Origin of the sequence: Staphylococcus sp. LKG3-1, from assembly GCF_048568385.1 — a bacterium.
GTDB lineage: Bacteria > Bacillota > Bacilli > Staphylococcales > Staphylococcaceae > Staphylococcus > Staphylococcus saprophyticus.
This window is the reverse complement of sequence record NZ_CP183796.1, coordinates 626,827-646,589: the sequence shown is the minus strand read 5'-3', so window position 1 is coordinate 646,589 and position 19,763 is coordinate 626,827. Positions and strand designations below refer to the sequence as shown.

The following is a 19,763-nucleotide window of genomic DNA, read 5'->3' as shown; positions in this document are numbered from 1 at the left end:
TATATTAAATAAATCCGGATAATTAATTATCCGGATTTATTTTTGTCTATTTTAATAAAAAACGAGTAACTATACATGAAATATAGTTACTCGCTTATTATTAAATGAAATATTTAAACTACTTTTTAGATTTGATTTTACCAGTCCATTTTTTGTATCCGCCTTTAAGCATATAAACATCTTTATACCCATTTTTCTTTAAAGTTCTAGCGGCACGATAACTGGCAATGCCATTAGCATCGCACAGATAAATAGGTTGATCTGTTCTCAAACCTTGATATCTTTGTTTAAACATAGTAATTGGTATGTTACGCGCACCATTGATGTGGCCGTAATCATAATCTACTTTTTCTCTTACATCAATAACTTGAGCTTTACGCAAACCATTATGGAATTCATTTTGGTTTAATTCTGTGACTGCTCTTTTATTAAGAAGATAATTGATTAGCATGTAAGCGATAATAATTATTAAAACTGCTAACGCTATAAACCAAAAATTACTCATCTTGCATCCTCCCTAATTAACCGATATTATATATTATAAGACTGTTAGCCCAATTTATCAAAATATTTTTGCTTTTGATTAATAAGAAAGACTGACAAACTTATACAATTATTGAAAACGATAACACAAAATATATGTTATCACAATTTAATTTAGCGATTGGAGTTTTGAATGTGACAGAAACATGGAATTTTATCAATACTGGGAGTAAAGATCCTTATTTTAATATGGCAATGGATGAAGCCTTACTGAATTTTGTTTCCAGAGGGGAAATAGATCCTGTCATTAGATTTTATACTTGGGATCCTGCAACATTATCTATTGGTTACTTTCAAAGGCTTACAAAAGAAATTGATATCGATAAAGTTGAAGAAAAAGGATATGGACTTGTCAGACGTCAAACAGGCGGTAGAGGTGTGCTACATGACAAAGAATTAACTTATAGTGTCATTGTTCCAGAATCACATCCAGACATGCCCTCGACGGTTACAGAGGCTTATAGAGTAATTTCTGAGGGATTGTTAGAAGGGTTTAAGCATTTAGGTTTTGATGCTTCATTTGCCATTCCTCGCTCGAAAGAAGAAAGAGCTAAACTCAAACAACCAAGAAGTGCTGTATGTTTCGATGCTCCGAGCTGGTATGAATTAGTAGTAGAAGGTAGAAAAATAGCAGGTAGCGCCCAAGTTAGACAAAAAGGCGTTATTTTACAACACGGTTCGTTATTGCAAGATGTGGACATTGACGATCTATTTGATATGTTTATATTCAAAAATGAGCGTTTAAAAGATAAAATGAAACAAGCCTTTGTAGACAAAGCAGTCGCCATTAATGATATTTCAGATCGATATATTACACTAGAAGAGATGGAAGAAGCTTTTGAAATTGGATTTAAAAAAGGCTTAGACATCAATTTCAAACCACTAGAGCTTAATCAAAACCAAAAAGAAGAAATAAATACCTTAATTGAAAAGTATAAATCGGATGAATGGAATTATAGAAAATAAATGAAAAAGTATTAAAAAGCGCAACGACATTCAATGTCGTTGCGCTTTTAAAATAGCACTTATTTTTTCTTTCTATTTTGTCTTTTATATTTACGTTGCGCACGCTTATATTTACGTTGGTCTTCTGTCAAAAAGAAGAAATAATAAATTGCGTAAATAATTCCAGCAAATATCGCTAAGCTAATTGCCATTCTTACAAAACTAAAAATAAATGCATCTAAATTAAGAATTAATCCAACTACTGCCACAGCGATGACAATATAAAATATCGCTTGTTTCACTTAAAACACTCCTATGTGATTCTAACTTTGACTATTATTGATACTTATAGTTGATAAAGCATTTTGTCCCTTTTGAATTTTTTTCTTATCTTTGCCATTGTAACCTTCTCTAATATCACTCATTGCATCACTTAATTTTTTATTAAGTTTAGTAATGTCTTTATTTTTTTCCTTGTCATCACTACTCATTTTTTCTTTATTTATATCGTTTTTGTACGTAGTAAAGGCTGTATCAATTTTATTAGTGATATCGGTAAGTTTTTCTTGAATTTTTTTATCACCTTTATTTTTCGTGACATCACTTTCAATTTCATCGTACTGTTTAATAGATTTAGCAATGTCTTGATAATATGTAGAAGATGCTTTTAAGTTTGTAACTTTCTTATTGTTATTTTTAGCTGTAGCTATGTTTTTTTTATCTTTTTCCAAAGCTGTGATGTTACTTTTTTCTTTACTAATTTGTTGTTTTAAATCCTGAATGTTACTTTTCAACTTATGATTTTCATCGCGAAGTTGCGTGGTCTTTTCTTCTAGTGGCCCTAAATTTTGACTACCACAACCAACTAACAAACATGAAGCACCTAAAATAGCTACAATTTTTTTCTTCATAATACGCTCCTAATTCAAAAACTATAAATTTATATAATAATTATGCTATCATTTTAATGTATAAATGGAAAATGTACAAATTTATTGAATAGGAGGAAGAAAGATGACTAGAATTGAAAAATTAAATTCTGCCTTAGAAACAAAACATTTAGAAGCAGCAGTTATATTATCAGATTTTAACAGAAGATATTTATCCGGTTTCACAGGTACAAGTGGTGCATTAATAATAACGAAAGAACAAAATTTATTAATTACTGACTTTAGATACATAGAGCAAGCCACTGCGCAAGCACCAGATTTTAAAATCATCAAACAACAAGGTTCCTTAATTGATGAAATAAAGCAACAACTTGAAAACTTAAGTGTGCAAAATGTCGGATTTGAAGGTAATCTAGTTAGTTATGATACTTACTTACAATTGAGTAAAGCCTACATTAGTTTAATTAGTATTAGTGGTGTAATTGAAAAAATTCGTGAAGTAAAAGATGAAGCAGAAATTCAGCTAATACAAAAAGCTTCAGACATTGTTGATGAAACATTTGAGTATATATTAACTGTTGCAAAAGCTGGTATGACGGAACAGCAACTAAAAGCAAAGTTAGAAAGTAAAATGTTAGAATTAGGCGCAGAAGGGACATCGTTTGATACCATAGTTGCTTCAGGCGTAAGAGGAGCTTTACCACATGGTGTAGCTAGCGATAAAGTAATTAATCATGGTGAAATGATCACCTTAGATTTTGGTGCTTATTACAAGGGCTATAGTTCGGACATTACACGAACATTTGCAATCGGTGAGCCAGACCCACAACTTAAAGAAATCTACAATATTGTTTTAGAAGCGAACTTAAAAGGAATAGAAGCAGCTAAAAAAGGCATTACAGGTAAAGCTCTAGATTCAGTAGCAAGAGATTACATTACGGAAAAAGGGTATGGAGATGCCTTTGGACATTCGTTAGGTCACGGTATAGGGTTAGATGTTCACGAAGGTCCCAATCTTTCTAGAAAATCTGAAACTGAATTAGACGTCAATAATTGTGTTACAATTGAACCTGGCATTTATATAGATGGTCTAGGTGGCGTTCGTATAGAAGATGACATTTTAATTAAAGAAAATGGCTGTGAACGCTTTACTAAATGCACTAAAAACCTTATTATTTTATAGAAGACCTTATAATCGAGGAGGAAACTGAATGATTTCGGTTAATGATTTTAAAACAGGCTTAACAATATCAGTAGATAATGGTATTTGGAAAGTATTAGATTTCCAACACGTAAAACCAGGCAAAGGTTCTGCTTTTGTACGTTCTAAGTTACGTAATCTAAGAACGGGTGCAATCCAGGAGAAAACATTTAGAGGCGGAGAGAAAGTAGAAACTGCTTTAATTGAAAACCGTCGTATGCAGTATTTATATGCAGATGGTGATACACATGTTTTCATGGATAATCAAACGTTTGAACAAACAGAATTACCAGCTGACTATTTAGAATATGAACTTAACTTCTTAAAAGCTAACATGGAAGTTCAAATTCAGTCTTATGAAAATGAAACATTAGGTGTTGAATTACCTAAAACAGTTGAACTTACTGTAACTGAAACAGAACCTGGTATCAAAGGTGATACTGCAAATGGTGCAACTAAATCAGCAACAGTAGAAACAGGGTATACGTTAAATGTACCTTTATTTGTAAATGAAGGCGATGTACTTGTGATTAATACTGGTGACGGTAGTTACATCTCAAGAGCATAATAGTTTAATTTTGTATTTACTTATCGAAATTACATTTAAAAAAACCTTTCCAATGCGCTATACTTTGGAAAGGTTTTTATTGTGTTAAAATAGATAGAATCAAATAATATTATTTAAAATTGCACTAATAGTTTACTTTTGAAATAAGGTATAGTTATATGGAACACTACAAAAGTGAATCAGTTTAATATAGAGAGTATGTATATGCTTGAATTGAGCATATCTCTAAAGTAAAATAAACTAGGTAAATGAAAACAATCTGAAGGAGTCAGTATTTATGAATTTTAAAGAAATTAAAGAATTAATTGAAATTCTTGATCAATCAAGTTTGACTGAAATTAATATAGAAGACAAGGGCAATGTTGTTAATTTAAAAAAAGAAAAAGAAACTGAAATCATTACACCACAAATTTCACAACAACCGATGCAACAATTAGCGCCGCAACAAGGTGTAGCATCAAATCCAGTAGCTACAGGTAGTACAGAAGAAACTACTAGCGATGCAAGTACAACTGACGATAACCTACAAACTATTAATGCGCCAATGGTAGGTACATTTTATAAATCGCCATCACCAGAAGAAAGTGCTTACGTACAAGTTGGTGATTCTGTTACAAACGAATCAACTGTCTGTATATTAGAAGCGATGAAATTGTTTAATGAAATTCAAGCCGAAGTAACTGGGGAAATTGCAGAAATTTTAGTAGAAGACGGTCAAATGGTAGAGTATGGCCAACCGTTATTTAAGGTGAAATAATGAATAAAATTTTAATAGCAAATAGAGGAGAAATTGCAGTAAGAATCATTCGTGCATGTCATGAACTTGGATTGCAAACAGTGGCAATATACTCTGAAGGAGATAAAGACGCACTACATACTCAAATTGCTGATGAAGCATATTGCGTTGGCCCAACTCAATCTAAAGATTCTTACTTAAACATCCCAAACATTTTATCAATAGCAACTTCTACTGGATGCGACGGTGTTCATCCAGGGTACGGGTTTTTAGCAGAAAATGGAGATTTCGCAGAATTATGTGAAGCATGCCAGTTAAAATTTATTGGACCTAGCTATGACTCAATTCAAAAAATGGGGATTAAAGATGTAGCTAAAGAAGAAATGAAACGTGCAGAAGTACCTGTAGTTCCTGGTAGCGAGGGGTTAGTTCAAGATATCAATGAAGCTAAAAAAATCGCTACTGAAATTGGCTATCCAGTAATCATTAAAGCAACTGCTGGTGGCGGTGGTAAAGGGATTAGAGTGGCACGTGACGAAAAAGAACTTGAAACTGGTTTTAAAATGACACAACAAGAAGCAGAAACTGCATTTGGCAATAATGGCTTATATCTAGAAAAATTCATTGAAAATTTCCGTCATATTGAAATACAAATTATGGGTGATAGCTTTGGTAATGTTGTACATTTAGGTGAGCGTGACTGTACAATTCAACGAAGAATGCAAAAATTAGTTGAGGAAGCTCCTTCACCGATACTTACCGAAGAAAAACGCCAAGAAATGGGAAATGCAGCAGTCAGAGCAGCAAAAGCCGTAAATTATGAAAATGCTGGGACGATAGAATTCATTTATGACTTAGATACGAATGACTTTTATTTTATGGAAATGAACACGCGAATTCAAGTTGAACATCCAGTTACAGAGATGGTTACGGGTGTAGACTTAGTTAAACTACAATTGAAGGTTGCAATGGGTGAAAAACTTCCTTTCAAACAAAAAGATATTAAAATCGAGGGACATGCAATGGAATTCAGAATCAATGCTGAAAATCCATATAAAAATTTCATGCCTTCTCCAGGTCAAATCACTCAATATTTAGCTCCAGGCGGTTTTGGTGTGAGAATTGAATCAGCTTGTTATACTAATTATACGATTCCACCTTATTATGATTCTATGGTAGCGAAACTCATTGTTCATGAACCAACACGAGAAGAAGCAATTATGACAGGTTTACGCGCACTAGGTGAGTATCTTGTTCTTGGCATTGATACAACAATCCCATTCCATATTCGTTTACTAAATAATGATATTTTTAGAAGCGGCGTATTTAATACGAAGTTTTTAGAAACACATAATATTATGGATGATCAATCTAAATAGGAGGTAATTGACATGGTCAAAGTTTCAGAAACCTCACATTCCCAATTAGGTAAAATAGAAATAGCACCCGAGGTATTAACAGTCATAGCTAGTATTGCCACTTCAGAAGTAAAAGGTATACAAGGGCATTTTAAAGAATTAAAAAAAGGCAGCATTGAAAACATTAGCAAAAAACAGCTTAGTCGCGGTGTTAAAGTAGATACAAATGATGAAGGCATCTATATCGATGTATATTGTTCATTAGCGTATGGTATCAATATATCGGAAACTGCTAAAAAAATTCAACAAGCTATTTATAATTCGTTAACGACGATGACAACAATTGAACCTAGTCAAATCAATATTCATATTACACATATAGAACCAATAAATTAAAATTATAAAAGCAAATTTACTTTAAATTCATTTTGCGAAAAGCGATTGCTTCTATTTTAAGCATCTCTTTTCGTTAATGGTTTACTATAATACTATGCTTGAAGGAGTTTATAATGAGTCGAAAAGAATCCAGAACGCAAGCCTTTCAAACTCTATTTCAACTTGAAATGAAAAATAGCGATTTAACAATTGAAGAAGCAATCAGTTTTATTAAAGATGATAATCCAGATTTAGAATTCGAATTCATCAGTTGGTTAGTAACTGGCGTTAAAGATCACGAAGTTGTGCTAGATGAAAAAATCCAACCTCATTTAAAGGACTGGACTTTAGCACGATTGTTAAAATCTGATCGAATTATCTTAAGAATGTCTACATTTGAAATGTTACATAGTTCAACACCACAAAAAGTAATTATCAATGAAGCTGTTGAATTAGCAAAACAATTCAGTGATGATGATCATTACAAATTTATAAACGGTGTATTGAGCAATATTGAATAGAAGAGTGATATAACATGTCAGAATATTTAAGTGTAACTTCGTTAACTAAATATATTAAATATAAATTTGATCAAGATCCTCATTTACAATCCGTATTGATTAAAGGCGAATTATCTAATTTTAAAAAGCATAGTAGTGGACATCTGTATTTTAATGTAAAAGATAAAAACAGTGTCATCAGTGCAATGATGTTTAAAGGAAATGCATCAAAAATTGATTTTGAACCTAAAGAAGGGGACGAAGTGCTATTAGAAGCACGTGTTTCTGTCTATGAACGTCGTGGTAATTATCAAATATACGTTAATAAAATGCATATGGATGGAATAGGTAATCTTTATCAAAAATTAGAGCAGTTAAAAAAGAAATTAACTAAAGAAGGCTTTTTTGATCAAAGTCATAAGAAAGTGATACCTAAATTCCCCCAAAAAATAGCTGTGCTAACAGCCGGAACTGGCGCTGCAATACGAGATATTCATACGACTATTAATAGTAGGTATCCATTAGCAGAACAAGTTCAGATCAATACACTTGTTCAAGGAGAACAAGCTAAAAGCGACATTATTGAAAAAATTAATCAAGCTGATGCTTTGAATGTTGATACAATTATTATCGGTCGTGGCGGAGGCTCTATCGAGGATTTATGGAATTTCAATGAAGAAGATGTCGTTAAAGCCATCTATAATTGTCAAACACCGATTATTTCCGCAGTAGGACATGAAACTGATTTTACATTAAGTGATTTTGTGGCAGATGTAAGAGCAGCAACACCAACTCAAGCAGCAGTAATGGCTACGCCGGACCAATATGAATTACGTCAATATTTACAGCAAGCTAATTTATCATTGACTCGATTTATCAAACAATATATGCAGCAACAACGAAAACATTTGGAACATGTTGCATCTTATTATAAATTCCAAACGCCTTCACTACTTTATGATCAACAAATACAAAAACGTGATGATCTTGAGAAACAACTTAAGTTGTCTTTGAATTTGAAAATTAAAAATCAGCAACAACAATTACAGTTACTCTTTAACAATTTCAATTTAAAAACGTTTAAACAACGTATTAAAAGAGACCAATTAACAAATAATCAAAAACGTGTTGAATTAAGTAAAGTCATGCATAATTTACTTGATAATCAAAAAAACAATCTTGCTAGAAAACTAGAAAATCTTAATAATTTAAGTCCTACTAATACTATGTTGCGTGGTTATACAATCGTAAATAAGGATGATAAAGTTATTACCAGTACGAAAGACTTGGCTGAAAATGATAATATTGTGTTAACAATGAAAGATGGCGTTGTTGATGCACAAGTAAAGAAAGTAAGGTGTAATGATGAGTAATAGTAATACACAAAGTTTTGAAGAAATGATGAAAGAACTAGAAACAATCGTTCAAAAATTAGACAATGAAAATGTTTCTTTAGAAGAATCTTTAAACCTATATCAACGTGGTATGAAATTATCGGCTACTTGTGATGAAACATTAAAAGATGCTGAGAAAAAAGTAAATGAATTGATGTCTGATGAAAATACTGACAATAATGACGATACTGAGAAGGTAGATAGTGATGATGAATAAAAAAATGGAACATTTAACTGAAGAAGTTAATCAATTGTTATCTGAAACAATTCCAAATTCAAAACTAAATACTAATCTAGAAGAAAGTATGCGTTATTCACTAGAAGCAGGTGGTAAACGCATAAGACCTGTATTATTACTGTTAACTTTAGAAATGTTAACACATCAGTATAAAAAAGGATTTTCATCAGCACTTGCACTAGAAATGATACACACATATTCATTAATACATGATGATTTACCACCAATGGATAATGATGATTATCGTAGAGGTAAATTAACAAATCATAAAGTATTTGGAGAGTGGAAAGCGATACTAGCAGGTGATGCGTTACTAACTAAAGCATTTGATATGATTGTAAACGATGATTCACTTAATGATGTTGCTAAAGTTAAATTAATCAAACGTTTATCCTTTGCTAGCGGCCATCTGGGTATGGTAGGTGGCCAAACGCTTGATATGCAAAGCGAAGGTGCAGAAACAAATATTGATCTAGACACTTTAGAGAAAATTCATAATGCAAAAACAGGTGCACTATTAAAATTTGCAGTCATGGCAGCAGTCGATATTGCTGAACCAGAAAATGAAGTTTCCAATGCTTTAGAATCATATAGTGAACATTTGGGATTAATGTTCCAAATCAAAGATGATTTATTAGATATTTATGGTGATGAAGCAAAACTTGGTAAAGCTGTCGGTAGTGATATTGAAAATGATAAAAGTACCTATGTTTCACTTTTAGGCCAACAAGGAGCTGAAGACAAATTGAAACATCATACTGACAAAGCTTACAAATGTTTAAATCAATTACCAAAACAATATAATACTGACAATTTAGTTTATATTATAGAACTTTTTAATAATCGTGAATCATAAAATCAAATGTGTTTATTTAAGAGTCTGGGACAAAAATGGATGTTTCGGACTCTTTCCTACGATTAGTCAACTGGTTATATAGTAAATTAAGTATACTAAATAAACCTTATGATTTAATATTTTTAAATAAGGTGTTAATCTATATTTGTAATTATGATTATTTTAATGTGGGGACATTTGATAGTCATATTGCTTATTATTGGTAACTAAATAATGAATTGTTTTTAACAAGCGATTCATACAAGCTACCATGGCAGTCTTATGAGTTTTCTCATGAGGCTGCTTTTTAATTTATAGTAATAATCAATAATGTGATTATCGTAATGTCGCTGACTCCGAATTATATTGATCACAATGAAAAATAACGGTCTCCGTTTTTTTATTTCCTTGTTTTATTTAGTTTTGTACTATTCAATAAATATTCAGCATACGCATAATATGATATAAGTCATGATTGAAATGCTTCATATTTAGAATCACTGAAAAAGTATTGTCAAGACTATAATTACAACGGAATATCCATTTAAGTAAGTAAAATTACAAACCGTCTTTAGTAGTCGAATGCTATGGCTTGTGGTAAAATCAATGTATAAATATTCGTTTATAGAGGTGCTATATATGGCTAAAAAATCGGTAAGACATATAAAAATAAGAGAAATAATTTCAAATGAAAAAATTGAAACACAAGATGAATTAGTAAAGCGATTAAATGAATATGAATTAAATGTTACCCAAGCGACCGTTTCTAGAGACATTAAAGAACTACAACTTATAAAAGTTCCCACGCCAGCGGGGCAATATGTTTATAGTTTACCAAATGATAGAAAATATCATCCTTTAGAAAAATTGGGTCGTTATTTAATTGACTCATTTGTAAATATTGATGGAACCGGTAATTTATTAGTATTAAAAACACTACCAGGTAATGCGCAATCTATTGGTGCAATATTAGACCAAATCGATTGGGAAGAGGTATTAGGTACAATTTGTGGTGACGATACTTGTTTAATTATTTGTCGAGATGATGCTGCAAGCGAGAAGATTAAAAAACGCATCTTTAATTTATTATAAGTATAAGGAAGTGTTAAAAGGATGCTCCAAACGCTATCTATAAAACAATTTGCAATTATTGATGAACTCGAAGTTCATTTTGGTGATGGATTAACTGTCCTAAGTGGTGAAACAGGTGCTGGTAAATCAATTATAATTGATGCAATTGGTCAATTAATTGGCATGCGTGCTTCATCTAACTATGTACGACATGGTGCAAAAAAAGCCATTATTGAAGGTATTTTTGATATTGATGAGAGCAAGGAAGCAATTTCTATATTAGAAGCTCTAGATATTGATATCGACGAAGATTTTCTTCTAGTAAAAAGAGAAATTTTCAGTACTGGCAAGAGTATGTGCAGAGTTAATAATCAAATCGTAACTCTACAAGATTTACGTAAGATTATGCAAGAATTACTAGATATTCACGGTCAGCACGAAACACAGACACTATTAAAACAAAAATATCATCTGCAACTTCTTGATAATTATGCTGAAGACAAATATAAGAAATTACTAAATTCGTATGTGGCTACTTTTGACCAGTACAAAGCCAAAAAGAAAGAACTAGAAGATTTAGAGTCTGCGGACCAGGCTTTATTACAACGTTTAGATTTGTTGAAATTTCAACATGAAGAATTACAAGAAGCAAATTTGGTTGAAGGTGAAGTTAAGCAACTCGAAACTGATATTAAACGTATACAAAATTCTGAAAACCTAAACTTAGCATTAAATAATGCACACCTCACATTAACTGATGAACATGCAATAACAGATCGATTATATGAATTAAGTAATCAATTACAATCAATTAGTCATATATTACCTGAAAAATATGATTCATTGAAAGAAGAGGTGGATCAATTTTATTACACCTTAGAAGACGCTAAACATCAGTTATATGATGAATTAACGAATACAGAGTTTGATGAACAATATTTAAATGAACTAGAGTCTAGAATGAATGTACTCAACGATTTGAAAAGAAAATATGGCAAGGATATTAGTGAACTTATTACTTATCAAAGTAAACTGGCTAATGAAATTGATAAAATTGAGAATTATGAAGAAAGTACCTCTCAATTAAGACAAGAAATTGATACGTTATACGATAAAGTAATTAATTTAGGTGAACAATTATCTAAAGAGCGACGTAGTGTTGCACAAACATTAAGAAATCATATTGTAGAAGAAATTCAAAACTTACAAATGAAAGATGCTAACTTAGAAATTTCATTCAAACCACTAGATGTTCCAAATCGTGAAGGTATTGAATTTGTTGAATTTTTAATTAGTCCTAATAAAGGTGAGCCACTTAAAAGTTTAAACAAAATCGCATCTGGAGGCGAATTATCTAGAATTATGTTGGCGCTTAAAACCATTTTTGTCAAAACAAGAGGTCAAACAGCAATATTATTTGATGAGGTTGATTCTGGCGTTTCTGGTCAAGCTGCACAAAAAATGGCAGAAAAAATGAAAGACTTAGCTACTTATATTCAAGTTATATGTATTTCACATTTACCACAAGTAGCAACGATGAGCGACCACCATCTATTTATAAGCAAAGACACTACAGATGACCGTACAACTACACATGTACATGAATTATCTGGCGATGAACGTGTAACGGAAATAGCAAGGATGATATCTGGCGCAAGCGTTACAGAACTCACACGTCAAAATGCGAAAGAAATGATTGAGCAAAACCAACGTTTACGTGAATAAGCAAAATGTAATTTCTTAATTTATTATAAAAATTATTTTTATAAAATAAGAAAGGTGTTGATTTTCATGCAATATCAACATTTAATTGAGCCTAAAAAAGTGTTAAAAGGTGATGTTGCCATTTTATTTGCCAACGATGAAAAAATGTTATCTGTCGTTATAGATGCATTATCGCTAACAGATATTGATGTTTATCTCTATGATACGCAAGACCCTACCGAAATTATCCGGTCATTTGACGTCGAAGTACAAATATTAAATAGAATTCATATCCTAACATTTGAGGATGAGAACAAATTATTTCAACAGTGTGCACATGATTTAGCTACTGGTAAAGCGTCTTTATTAATGAAGGGAAATATTGCGTCTTCAACTTTATTAACATTTGTATTAGGCAATAAAAATTTTGTTGATTATCATGGTTTTTTAAATCACGTAGCATGTTTTCACATCCCTAATTATCACAAAACGCTTATGCTGAGCGATTCAGCTTTTAATATTAGTCCTACAGTTGAAGAGAAGAAACAAATAATTAATAATTTATCAAAATTTGCAATGTCACTGGGTTATGTAAAATTTAAAATTGCCTTGCTTTCGTCTGTAGAAAAACCAATTAAAAAAATACAATCTTCTTTGGATGCTGTGAAATTAAAGCAAATTTTCAGTCGGAAACAATCGGAATTTTTATTCGTTGATGGTCCTTTTGTATTTGAAAATGCAATTAGTATGCAAAACGTGATTAAGAAAAATATTAAATCGTCGGTTGCAGGGGACGCCGACGCATTACTCGTTTCACATATTGATGTTGGTGATGCATTGTATAAATCATTCACTTATTTCGGAGAAGCACGCGTTGCAAGTTTAATATTAGGGGCAAAATTTCCAATCGTATTAACATCTCGTTCAGATACAAAGCAAAATAAATTAGACTCCTTACTTTTAGCGCTAAAAGTGTTAAACTAACGTAATTTTTCTATTGAAGTGTCATATTATATTTTTCGGGATAGGTTATTAATTTTATAATGCCTTTAATTGATGTAAAATATAAATGGATATCATAAATTGGTTAATATTACCGTAGTTTTGAAAACTTAAAACTTGAATTCATGTAGCATCAATCAATATTTTCACTTTAAATGAACCAAGGTATTCCGTATAACATTAAAAATTAAATTACAGTTGTGTTTATGATATGGGGACGTCCTGACATTCTATTTAACGCAAGTTGATCATTCGCCTAAAATTTTTAAATATGGTGTACATGTAGCGAAACTGAGTGGTATTATTGTTTATAGTTTTAGATGTTCATTAATGATGTTTTTTACCGATGCGCTTATAGTCATTGAGGCATTAATGATTATAACGATAGGAAGATATCTTAGGGAAAAGAATGCCGACATTTTCACGTATTAATTTCAAAAGTGTTTGCTTGATTAAAAGGTAATGTTTATTTAAAGATTTAATCTTGATATCACTGTTATTGACATACTTTTTTGAAATTGTATTACAGTTGGTTCATAAAAAATTGAAAATATATTCGATAACGATGATTAATTATCTAGTACATGACTTTTAAATGTATGTAGCGGGAATGTTCAAAAACCAGATGATACAATTACAATTTTACACTTAAAGAAATGAATCACTTTTTAAGTAAAAAGGTGGTTTCATTAGTGTGTTCTAAACAATTGATTGAATACTACTAATCAACTGAATAATTATCTAAGCCATATAATTAATATATTTTCGATATATGAGTGAGTCAAAAAGTGAAAATCGTTACATGGAGCTACATAGGCGTATTAAGCTGAAACGAGTCGAATGGTTTACATGAGGCATTAAAATTTAAAGAACAGGGTTTAGAAAAATTAAAAATCTTAGTTTCTTGGATTACAATAGAACCTATTTATCCAGGTTACAGCGCAAAGGCAACTATGGCAATAGGTACATGAATAGTATTAACAATAGCTGAAATTGCTGAGGTTTATAGTTAGGAGCAAAAAAATGTCAGAAGAAAAATATGATTTAGTGATACTAGGTGGAGGCACTGCAGGTTATGTATCTGCAATTAGAGCATCACAGCTAGGAAAAAAAGTGGCACTTGTAGAGCAATCGCTTTTAGGTGGAACTTGTTTACATAAAGGATGCATACCGACAAAAGCATTATTAAAATCCGCAGAAGTTATGAGGACAATATCCAATGCTACTGATTATGGTGTGGATGTGGATAACTTTAAAGTTAACTTTTCTCAGATGCAATCAAGAAAAAATGATATCGTCAATCAGATGTTTAATGGTGTAACACATTTGATGGAACATAATAAAATTGATGTGTTTAATGGCGTTGGCCGTATATTAGGTCCTTCTATATTTTCACCTCAAAGTGGTACAGTATCTGTAGAATTTGAAAATGGTGAATCAGAATTAATACCTAATAACAATGTACTTATCGCTACTGGATCACAACCAATGAACTTACCATTTTTGCCGTTTGATCATAAAATCGTCTTATCTAGTGATGACATCTTAAAATTAGAAGCGTTACCTAAATCACTAGCCATTATTGGCGGGGGTGTTATAGGTTTAGAATTTGCGTCTTTAATGACTGATTTGGGGGTAGACATAACGGTCATCGAAGCAGGAGAACGTATTTTACCAACTGAAAGTAAAACAATTGCCAATACATTAAAGAAAGAATTAACACAACGCGGTGTTTCGTTTTATGAAAGTACACAACTTACTGAATCGCAAATTACAATTGAAGCAACAGGTATTGATATTAAATTAAATGAAGAAGTCACTCATTTTGAAAAAGCTTTAGTGGCAATTGGTCGCAAACCAAATACTGAAGATATTGGCTTAAATAACACAAAAATAAAATTGTCTAATAGCAATCATATTATCGTCAATGAATTCCAACAAACAGAGGACAAACATATATATGCAGCAGGTGATTGCATTGGAAAGTTACAACTTGCTCATGTAGGTTCTAAAGAAGGTACTACAGCAATTGAACATATGTTTGATAAATCACCTTTACCATTGGATTATAATAAGATGCCAAAATGTGTGTACACACAACCTGAAGTAGCGAGTATTGGACAAAATCTAGAACAAGCAAAAGCGAATAACTTAAATGCAAAAGCTTTTAAAGTGCCGTTTAAAGCGATTGGTAAGGCAGTTATTGAAAATGTTACAAATCAAAATGGCTTTTGCGAAATCGTAATCGATCAAGATAATGATACTGTACTTGGCTTAAATATGATTGGGCCTCATGTAACAGAATTAATTAACGAAGTATCATTGTTGCAATTTATGAATGGATCAACTTTAGAACTTGGATTAACAACACATGCCCATCCATCACTTTCAGAAGTGTTAATGGAACTAGGCTTAAAAGTTGAAAACAGATCGATTCACGTTTAATTAAGGAGGAAATAAGATGTTTGATTATAAATCAGTTGGACTTGAAGCGTCCGACTTACAAACGATGTATAAATGGATGGACTTAGGTCGTAAAATAGATGAGCGCATGTGGTTATTAAATCGCGCAGGGAAGATTCCATTTGTCATTAGTTGTCAAGGACAAGAAGCTACTCAAATTGGGATGGCATATGCTATGCGTGAAGGTGATATATCTTCACCTTATTACAGAGACTTAGCATTTGTAACTTATATGGGTATGACAGCATTAGACTCAATGTTGGCTGCATTTGGTAAACGTGATGATATAAACTCTGGTGGTAAACAAATGCCTTCTCATTTTGGGAAAAGAGAAAAAGGTATATTATCACAGAGTTCACCTGTCGGGACACAAATTGTACATGCTGTAGGTGCAGCGTTAGCTTTAAAAATGGATAAAAAACCAAATATTGCAATGGCAACGGTTGGTGAAGGAAGTTCGAACCAAGGTGATTTTCATGAAGGCCTTAACTTTGCTGGCGTCCACAATCTTCCTTTTATTTGTGTAATAGAAAATAATAAATATGCCATATCTGTTCCTGATTCTTTGCAATATGGTGCTGAAAAATTATCTGACCGTGCCATTGGTTATGGTATGCACGGGGAACATGTTGACGGTAATGATCCCATTGCAATGTACAAAGTGATGAAAGAAGCGCGTCAACGTGCATTGAATGGTGAAGGTTCAACACTTATTGAAGCTATGTGTACTAGAATGACTGCGCACTCATCAGATGATGATGACAAGTATCGTACTCAAGAAGAACGAGATGGTTTAAAATCCTTAGACTGTAACTTCAAATTTAAAACATTTCTGCTTGAAGAAGGTATTATCGATGAAGCATGGTTAGAAAAAATCGAAACGGAACATAAAGAAATCGTAAACCAAGCAACAAAAGAGGCTGAAAAAGCACCTTATCCATCTCCAGAAGAAACTTACACACACGTTTACGAAGAAGGGAGCTCAATCAATGCCTAAATTAAGCTATTTAGAAGCAATTCAACAAGGATTAGATCAAGCCATGGCTAAGGATGATGACGTATTCGTCTTAGGTGAAGATGTTGGTAAAAAAGGCGGTGTATTTGGTGTTACTTTAGGTTTACAACAAAAATATGGTGAAGCACGTGTTTTAGATACACCACTTGCAGAATCTAATATTGTTGGTACTAGTATTGGCGCGGCGATGTTAGGTAAACGACCAGTTGCAGAGATTCAATTCGCTGAATATATTTTACCAGCCACAAATCAAATTATGAGTGAAGCTGCAAAAATGAGATACCGTTCAAATAATGATTGGCATTGTCCGATTACGATTCGCTCTCCATTTGGTGGTGGCATACACGGTGCGCTTTATCATTCACAAAGTGTCGAATCTATTTTTGCTAACACACCTGGTCTAACAATCGTAATTCCTTCTACACCTTACGATGCAAAAGGGCTTTTACTGTCATCAATAGAGTCTAATGACCCAGTGTTATATTTCGAACACAAAAAAGCTTATCGGTTATTAAAAGAGGAAGTACCTGAATCTTATTATACGGTGCCAATTGGTAAAGCTGATGTTAAGCGTGAAGGTGATGATATTACAGTATTCACTTATGGACTTTGTGTGAATTATTGTATTCAAGCAGCTGATATGCTTGCTGAAGATGATATCAATGTTGAAGTAGTTGATTTACGTACAGTGTATCCATTAGATAAAGAAACGATTATTGAAAGAGCCAAATTAACTGGTAAAGTGTTGTTAGTTACTGAAGATAATCTTGAAGGTAGTGTCATTTCTGAAGTTGCTGCCATTATTGCAGAAAATTGTTTATTCGATTTAGACGCACCAATTATGAGACTTGCTGGACCTGATGTTCCTTCTATGCCATTCGCACCACCACTTGAAGATGAGTTTATGATTAATCCAGATAAGATAAAAATTAAAATGCGTGAACTCGCAGAATTCTAAGGAGGCACTATAATGGAAATAAAAATGCCTAAACTCGGTGAAAGTGTGCATGAAGGCACAATAGAACAGTGGTTAGTTTCAGTAGGCGATAAAGTTGAAGAATATGATCCACTATGCGAAGTTATTACTGATAAAGTAACTGCAGAAGTACCTTCATCATACGCCGGCACAATTCGTGAAATAATCGTAAATGAAGGTACTACTGTTGCTGTTGACGAAGTCATTTGCATATTAGATGCAGACGACCAAACACTTGAAACTGCCACTGAAAATGAGACAGAATCAGAAACGCAAGATAATACATCAAATGAAGATATTGAAAAAGATCATCAGGATAGTGAATTAACAAATCAATCTGCTAATGCTCAAAGTAGTGAAGCTAAAAATAATGGTCGTTATTCTCCAGTTGTATTTAAATTAGCTTCTGAAAATGATATCGATTTATCACAAGTTGTTGGTACTGGTTTCGAAGGTCGTGTAACTAAAAAAGATATTGAAAAAGCAATCAAAGAAGGTACAAGTAAAACGTCTTCTAATATCATTTCACCTAAAGATTCGCCTAAAGTTTCTAAACAAGCAGTATATAATGAACCATCACCTGGTTCATCTATACCTGTAAATGGCGTTCGTAAACAAATCGCGCAAAATATGGTCAATAGTGTAAATGAAATACCACATGCATGGATGATGGTAGAAGCAGATGCCACTAACTTAGTAAAAACGCGAAATTATCATAAGCAAAGTTTTAAAGAAAGTGAAGGTTACAACTTAACATTTTTCGCATTCTTCGTTAAAGCTGTGGCTGAAGGATTAAAAGCATATCCATTACTTAATAGTAGTTGGCAAGATTCAGAAATCGTTATGCATAAAGATGTGAATATCTCGATTGCTGTGGCAGATGAAGATAAATTATATGTGCCAGTGATTAAAAATGCTGATGAAAAATCAATTAAAGGTATTGCTAGAGAAATAAATGAGTTAGCACAAAAAGCTAGAAATAAAAAATTACGCTCAGAAGATATGCAAGGTGGAACATTCACTGTAAATAATACTGGAACATTTGGTTCAGTTTCATCAATGGGTATCATCAATCACCCTCAAGCGGCGATACTACAAATTGAATCAGTTATTAAAAAACCAATTGTTATTGATGATATGATAGCTATTCGTAATATGGTCAATTTATGTATTTCAATTGATCACCGTATCTTAGATGGCTTACAAGCTGGTAGATTTATGAATTTCGTTAAAACACGTATTGAACAATATTCAATAGAACATACGAGCATTTATTAATATAAAAAAAATTGACCAATGTTAGATAAGAGTATAATCATGTGATATCAAACTTAATGTTATATATCATGTGATTGTGCTTTTTTTATATCATTAATTAAATGAACAGGTTTGATTTAAAATGATTATTTAAATATTAGGAAATGATACAATATAACGCACACCTGTTGAAGTATTCTATATATATTAGTAGAATAAAAGTATTAATCTAGAAATGAAGGGTGAAGTTGATTATGGACTTAAATTTTGATTTATATATGACAGACGTTGTTAATCAAGCTAGAAATGAAATTGAAGAAGCTGGTTATGAACAATTAACTAGTGCAGATGAAGTGGATAATGTATTAAAACAAGAAGGCACTTCTTTAGTAATGGTCAATTCTGTATGTGGTTGCGCAGGCGGTATTGCTAGACCAGCAGCAACACATGCTTTACATTATGATAAATTACCTGATCGTTTAGTAACAGTATTTGCGGGTCAAGATAAGGAAGCAACTCAACGTGCTAGAGATTACTTTGAAGGTTATGCACCATCAAGTCCTTCATTCGCATTGATTAAAGATGGTAAAGTAACTGAAATGATAGAAAGACATCAAATAGAAGGTCATGACGTAATGAACGTCATCACACAATTACAAAATTTATTCGATAATTATTGTGTCGAAAAATAG

The 19,763-nt window shown here is 32.2% G+C and carries 21 protein-coding genes and 1 pseudogene; 18 read left to right on the top strand and 4 right to left on the bottom strand.

All coding sequences use genetic code 11. The annotated features are described in order from the left end of the window. Positions 1 to 118: 118 nt before the first annotated feature. Entirely contained in the window at positions 119 to 505 is a 387-nt protein-coding gene (locus ACM595_RS03095) for a rhodanese-like domain-containing protein (protein ID WP_011303030.1), read from the bottom strand. A 173-nt stretch (positions 506 to 678) separates the two neighbouring features. Here ACM595_RS03095 and ACM595_RS03090 point away from each other — a divergent pair, with 173 nt between their 5' ends. Beyond that, positions 679 to 1,509, top strand: coding sequence for a lipoate--protein ligase family protein (locus ACM595_RS03090; protein WP_011303031.1), 831 nt, complete (start codon positions 679 to 681; stop codon positions 1,507 to 1,509). 59 nt (positions 1,510 to 1,568) lie between these two features. Here the strand turns inward: ACM595_RS03090 and ACM595_RS03085 are convergent, their stop codons facing one another. After that, on the bottom strand, positions 1,569 to 1,790 hold the full coding sequence (locus tag ACM595_RS03085; RefSeq protein WP_002483198.1) for an SA1362 family protein: 222 nt from the start codon (positions 1,788 to 1,790) through the stop codon (positions 1,569 to 1,571). A gap of 21 nt (positions 1,791 to 1,811) precedes the next feature. Beyond that, the gene (locus ACM595_RS03080) at positions 1,812 to 2,399 is read right to left on the bottom strand and encodes a hypothetical protein (protein ID WP_002483199.1); all 588 of its coding nucleotides are present in this window, start codon (positions 2,397 to 2,399) and stop codon (positions 1,812 to 1,814) included. 103 nt (positions 2,400 to 2,502) lie between these two features. Between ACM595_RS03080 and ACM595_RS03075 the strand changes: the two genes are divergently transcribed. The 9 genes from ACM595_RS03075 (at position 2,503) to ACM595_RS03035 (ending at position 9,604) form a co-directional block, all read left to right on the top strand. Further along, positions 2,503 to 3,561, top strand: a complete 1,059-nt coding sequence (locus tag ACM595_RS03075; protein WP_002483200.1) for a M24 family metallopeptidase — start codon at positions 2,503 to 2,505, stop codon at positions 3,559 to 3,561. A gap of 28 nt (positions 3,562 to 3,589) precedes the next feature. Then, positions 3,590 to 4,147, top strand: coding sequence for an elongation factor P (efp, locus tag ACM595_RS03070; protein ID WP_002483201.1), 558 nt, complete (start codon positions 3,590 to 3,592; stop codon positions 4,145 to 4,147). Between the two features lie 277 nt (positions 4,148 to 4,424). After that, positions 4,425 to 4,904: an acetyl-CoA carboxylase biotin carboxyl carrier protein gene (gene accB / locus ACM595_RS03065; RefSeq protein WP_002483202.1), complete on the top strand. Its 480-nt coding sequence runs from the start codon at positions 4,425 to 4,427 to the stop codon at positions 4,902 to 4,904. After that, positions 4,904 to 6,262 (top strand): acetyl-CoA carboxylase biotin carboxylase subunit, encoded by a 1,359-nt coding sequence (accC, locus tag ACM595_RS03060; protein ID WP_115338512.1) that lies wholly within the window; start codon positions 4,904 to 4,906, stop codon positions 6,260 to 6,262. Before accB ends, accC begins: the two co-directional genes overlap by 1 nt. A gap of 12 nt (positions 6,263 to 6,274) precedes the next feature. Beyond that, the gene (locus ACM595_RS03055; RefSeq protein ID WP_002483204.1) at positions 6,275 to 6,637 is read left to right on the top strand and encodes an Asp23/Gls24 family envelope stress response protein; all 363 of its coding nucleotides are present in this window, start codon (positions 6,275 to 6,277) and stop codon (positions 6,635 to 6,637) included. A 113-nt stretch (positions 6,638 to 6,750) separates the two neighbouring features. Beyond that, positions 6,751 to 7,137, top strand: a complete 387-nt coding sequence (gene nusB / locus ACM595_RS03050; protein WP_011303036.1) for a transcription antitermination factor NusB — start codon at positions 6,751 to 6,753, stop codon at positions 7,135 to 7,137. 14 nt (positions 7,138 to 7,151) lie between these two features. Beyond that, positions 7,152 to 8,489: an exodeoxyribonuclease VII large subunit gene (gene xseA, locus ACM595_RS03045; protein ID WP_069822006.1), complete on the top strand. Its 1,338-nt coding sequence runs from the start codon at positions 7,152 to 7,154 to the stop codon at positions 8,487 to 8,489. Beyond that, entirely contained in the window at positions 8,482 to 8,727 is a 246-nt protein-coding gene (locus ACM595_RS03040; RefSeq protein ID WP_002483207.1) for an exodeoxyribonuclease VII small subunit, read from the top strand. The genes xseA and ACM595_RS03040 overlap by 8 nt, the downstream gene beginning before the upstream one ends. Then, complete coding sequence (locus ACM595_RS03035) at positions 8,717 to 9,604, top strand: polyprenyl synthetase family protein (protein ID WP_075339771.1); 888 nt, start codon at positions 8,717 to 8,719, stop codon at positions 9,602 to 9,604. The genes ACM595_RS03040 and ACM595_RS03035 overlap by 11 nt, the downstream gene beginning before the upstream one ends. Positions 9,605 to 9,766: 162 nt before the next feature. On the opposite strand, the pseudogene ACM595_RS03030 reads toward ACM595_RS03035, so the two are convergent. Further along, a pseudogene (locus ACM595_RS03030) lies at positions 9,767 to 9,997 on the bottom strand (IS110 family transposase); the annotation flags it as partial. A gap of 225 nt (positions 9,998 to 10,222) precedes the next feature. Between ACM595_RS03030 and ahrC the strand changes: the two are divergent. The 8 genes from ahrC (at position 10,223) to brxB (ending at position 19,763) form a co-directional block, all read left to right on the top strand. After that, the gene (gene ahrC / locus ACM595_RS03025) at positions 10,223 to 10,675 is read left to right on the top strand and encodes a transcriptional regulator AhrC/ArgR (RefSeq protein ID WP_037538396.1); all 453 of its coding nucleotides are present in this window, start codon (positions 10,223 to 10,225) and stop codon (positions 10,673 to 10,675) included. A gap of 21 nt (positions 10,676 to 10,696) precedes the next feature. After that, complete coding sequence (gene recN / locus ACM595_RS03020; RefSeq protein ID WP_041080642.1) at positions 10,697 to 12,379, top strand: DNA repair protein RecN; 1,683 nt, start codon at positions 10,697 to 10,699, stop codon at positions 12,377 to 12,379. 66 nt (positions 12,380 to 12,445) lie between these two features. Beyond that, positions 12,446 to 13,342: a phosphate acyltransferase gene (locus ACM595_RS03015; RefSeq protein ID WP_002483211.1), complete on the top strand. Its 897-nt coding sequence runs from the start codon at positions 12,446 to 12,448 to the stop codon at positions 13,340 to 13,342. A gap of 1,041 nt (positions 13,343 to 14,383) precedes the next feature. Then, complete coding sequence (gene lpdA, locus ACM595_RS03010; protein WP_075339769.1) at positions 14,384 to 15,805, top strand: dihydrolipoyl dehydrogenase; 1,422 nt, start codon at positions 14,384 to 14,386, stop codon at positions 15,803 to 15,805. Between the two features lie 16 nt (positions 15,806 to 15,821). Then, complete coding sequence (locus ACM595_RS03005; protein ID WP_069825887.1) at positions 15,822 to 16,820, top strand: thiamine pyrophosphate-dependent dehydrogenase E1 component subunit alpha; 999 nt, start codon at positions 15,822 to 15,824, stop codon at positions 16,818 to 16,820. Beyond that, positions 16,813 to 17,796, top strand: coding sequence for an alpha-ketoacid dehydrogenase subunit beta (locus ACM595_RS03000; RefSeq protein WP_002483214.1), 984 nt, complete (start codon positions 16,813 to 16,815; stop codon positions 17,794 to 17,796). Before ACM595_RS03005 ends, ACM595_RS03000 begins: the two co-directional genes overlap by 8 nt. Before the next feature lie 12 nt (positions 17,797 to 17,808). Next, on the top strand, positions 17,809 to 19,092 hold the full coding sequence (locus ACM595_RS02995) for a dihydrolipoamide acetyltransferase family protein (RefSeq protein WP_069822002.1): 1,284 nt from the start codon (positions 17,809 to 17,811) through the stop codon (positions 19,090 to 19,092). A 233-nt stretch (positions 19,093 to 19,325) separates the two neighbouring features. Then, positions 19,326 to 19,763, top strand: a complete 438-nt coding sequence (gene brxB / locus ACM595_RS02990; RefSeq protein WP_002483216.1) for a bacilliredoxin BrxB — start codon at positions 19,326 to 19,328, stop codon at positions 19,761 to 19,763.

Bases quoted from the DNA above. Each gene is read 5' to 3' on its own strand.
- nusB (WP_011303036.1), top strand. From the start codon at position 6,751: ATGAGTCGAAAAGAATCCAGAACGCAAGCCTTTCAAACTCTATTTCAA.
- ACM595_RS03000 (WP_002483214.1), top strand. From the start codon at position 16,813: ATGCCTAAATTAAGCTATTTAGAAGCAATTCAACAAGGATTAGATCAA.
- ACM595_RS03005 (WP_069825887.1), top strand. From the start codon at position 15,822: ATGTTTGATTATAAATCAGTTGGACTTGAAGCGTCCGACTTACAAACG.
- ahrC (WP_037538396.1), top strand. From the start codon at position 10,223: ATGGCTAAAAAATCGGTAAGACATATAAAAATAAGAGAAATAATTTCA.
- accC (WP_115338512.1), top strand. From the start codon at position 4,904: ATGAATAAAATTTTAATAGCAAATAGAGGAGAAATTGCAGTAAGAATC.
- ACM595_RS03075 (WP_002483200.1), top strand. From the start codon at position 2,503: ATGACTAGAATTGAAAAATTAAATTCTGCCTTAGAAACAAAACATTTA.
- ACM595_RS03015 (WP_002483211.1), top strand. From the start codon at position 12,446: ATGCAATATCAACATTTAATTGAGCCTAAAAAAGTGTTAAAAGGTGAT.
- ACM595_RS03055 (WP_002483204.1), top strand. From the start codon at position 6,275: ATGGTCAAAGTTTCAGAAACCTCACATTCCCAATTAGGTAAAATAGAA.
- ACM595_RS03080 (WP_002483199.1), bottom strand. From the start codon at position 2,399: ATGAAGAAAAAAATTGTAGCTATTTTAGGTGCTTCATGTTTGTTAGTT.
- ACM595_RS03040 (WP_002483207.1), top strand. From the start codon at position 8,482: ATGAGTAATAGTAATACACAAAGTTTTGAAGAAATGATGAAAGAACTA.
- efp (WP_002483201.1), top strand. From the start codon at position 3,590: ATGATTTCGGTTAATGATTTTAAAACAGGCTTAACAATATCAGTAGAT.
- recN (WP_041080642.1), top strand. From the start codon at position 10,697: ATGCTCCAAACGCTATCTATAAAACAATTTGCAATTATTGATGAACTC.
- lpdA (WP_075339769.1), top strand. From the start codon at position 14,384: ATGTCAGAAGAAAAATATGATTTAGTGATACTAGGTGGAGGCACTGCA.
- accB (WP_002483202.1), top strand. From the start codon at position 4,425: ATGAATTTTAAAGAAATTAAAGAATTAATTGAAATTCTTGATCAATCA.
- brxB (WP_002483216.1), top strand. From the start codon at position 19,326: ATGGACTTAAATTTTGATTTATATATGACAGACGTTGTTAATCAAGCT.
- ACM595_RS03035 (WP_075339771.1), top strand. From the start codon at position 8,717: ATGATGAATAAAAAAATGGAACATTTAACTGAAGAAGTTAATCAATTG.
- ACM595_RS03095 (WP_011303030.1), bottom strand. From the start codon at position 505: ATGAGTAATTTTTGGTTTATAGCGTTAGCAGTTTTAATAATTATTATC.
- xseA (WP_069822006.1), top strand. From the start codon at position 7,152: ATGTCAGAATATTTAAGTGTAACTTCGTTAACTAAATATATTAAATAT.
- ACM595_RS02995 (WP_069822002.1), top strand. From the start codon at position 17,809: ATGGAAATAAAAATGCCTAAACTCGGTGAAAGTGTGCATGAAGGCACA.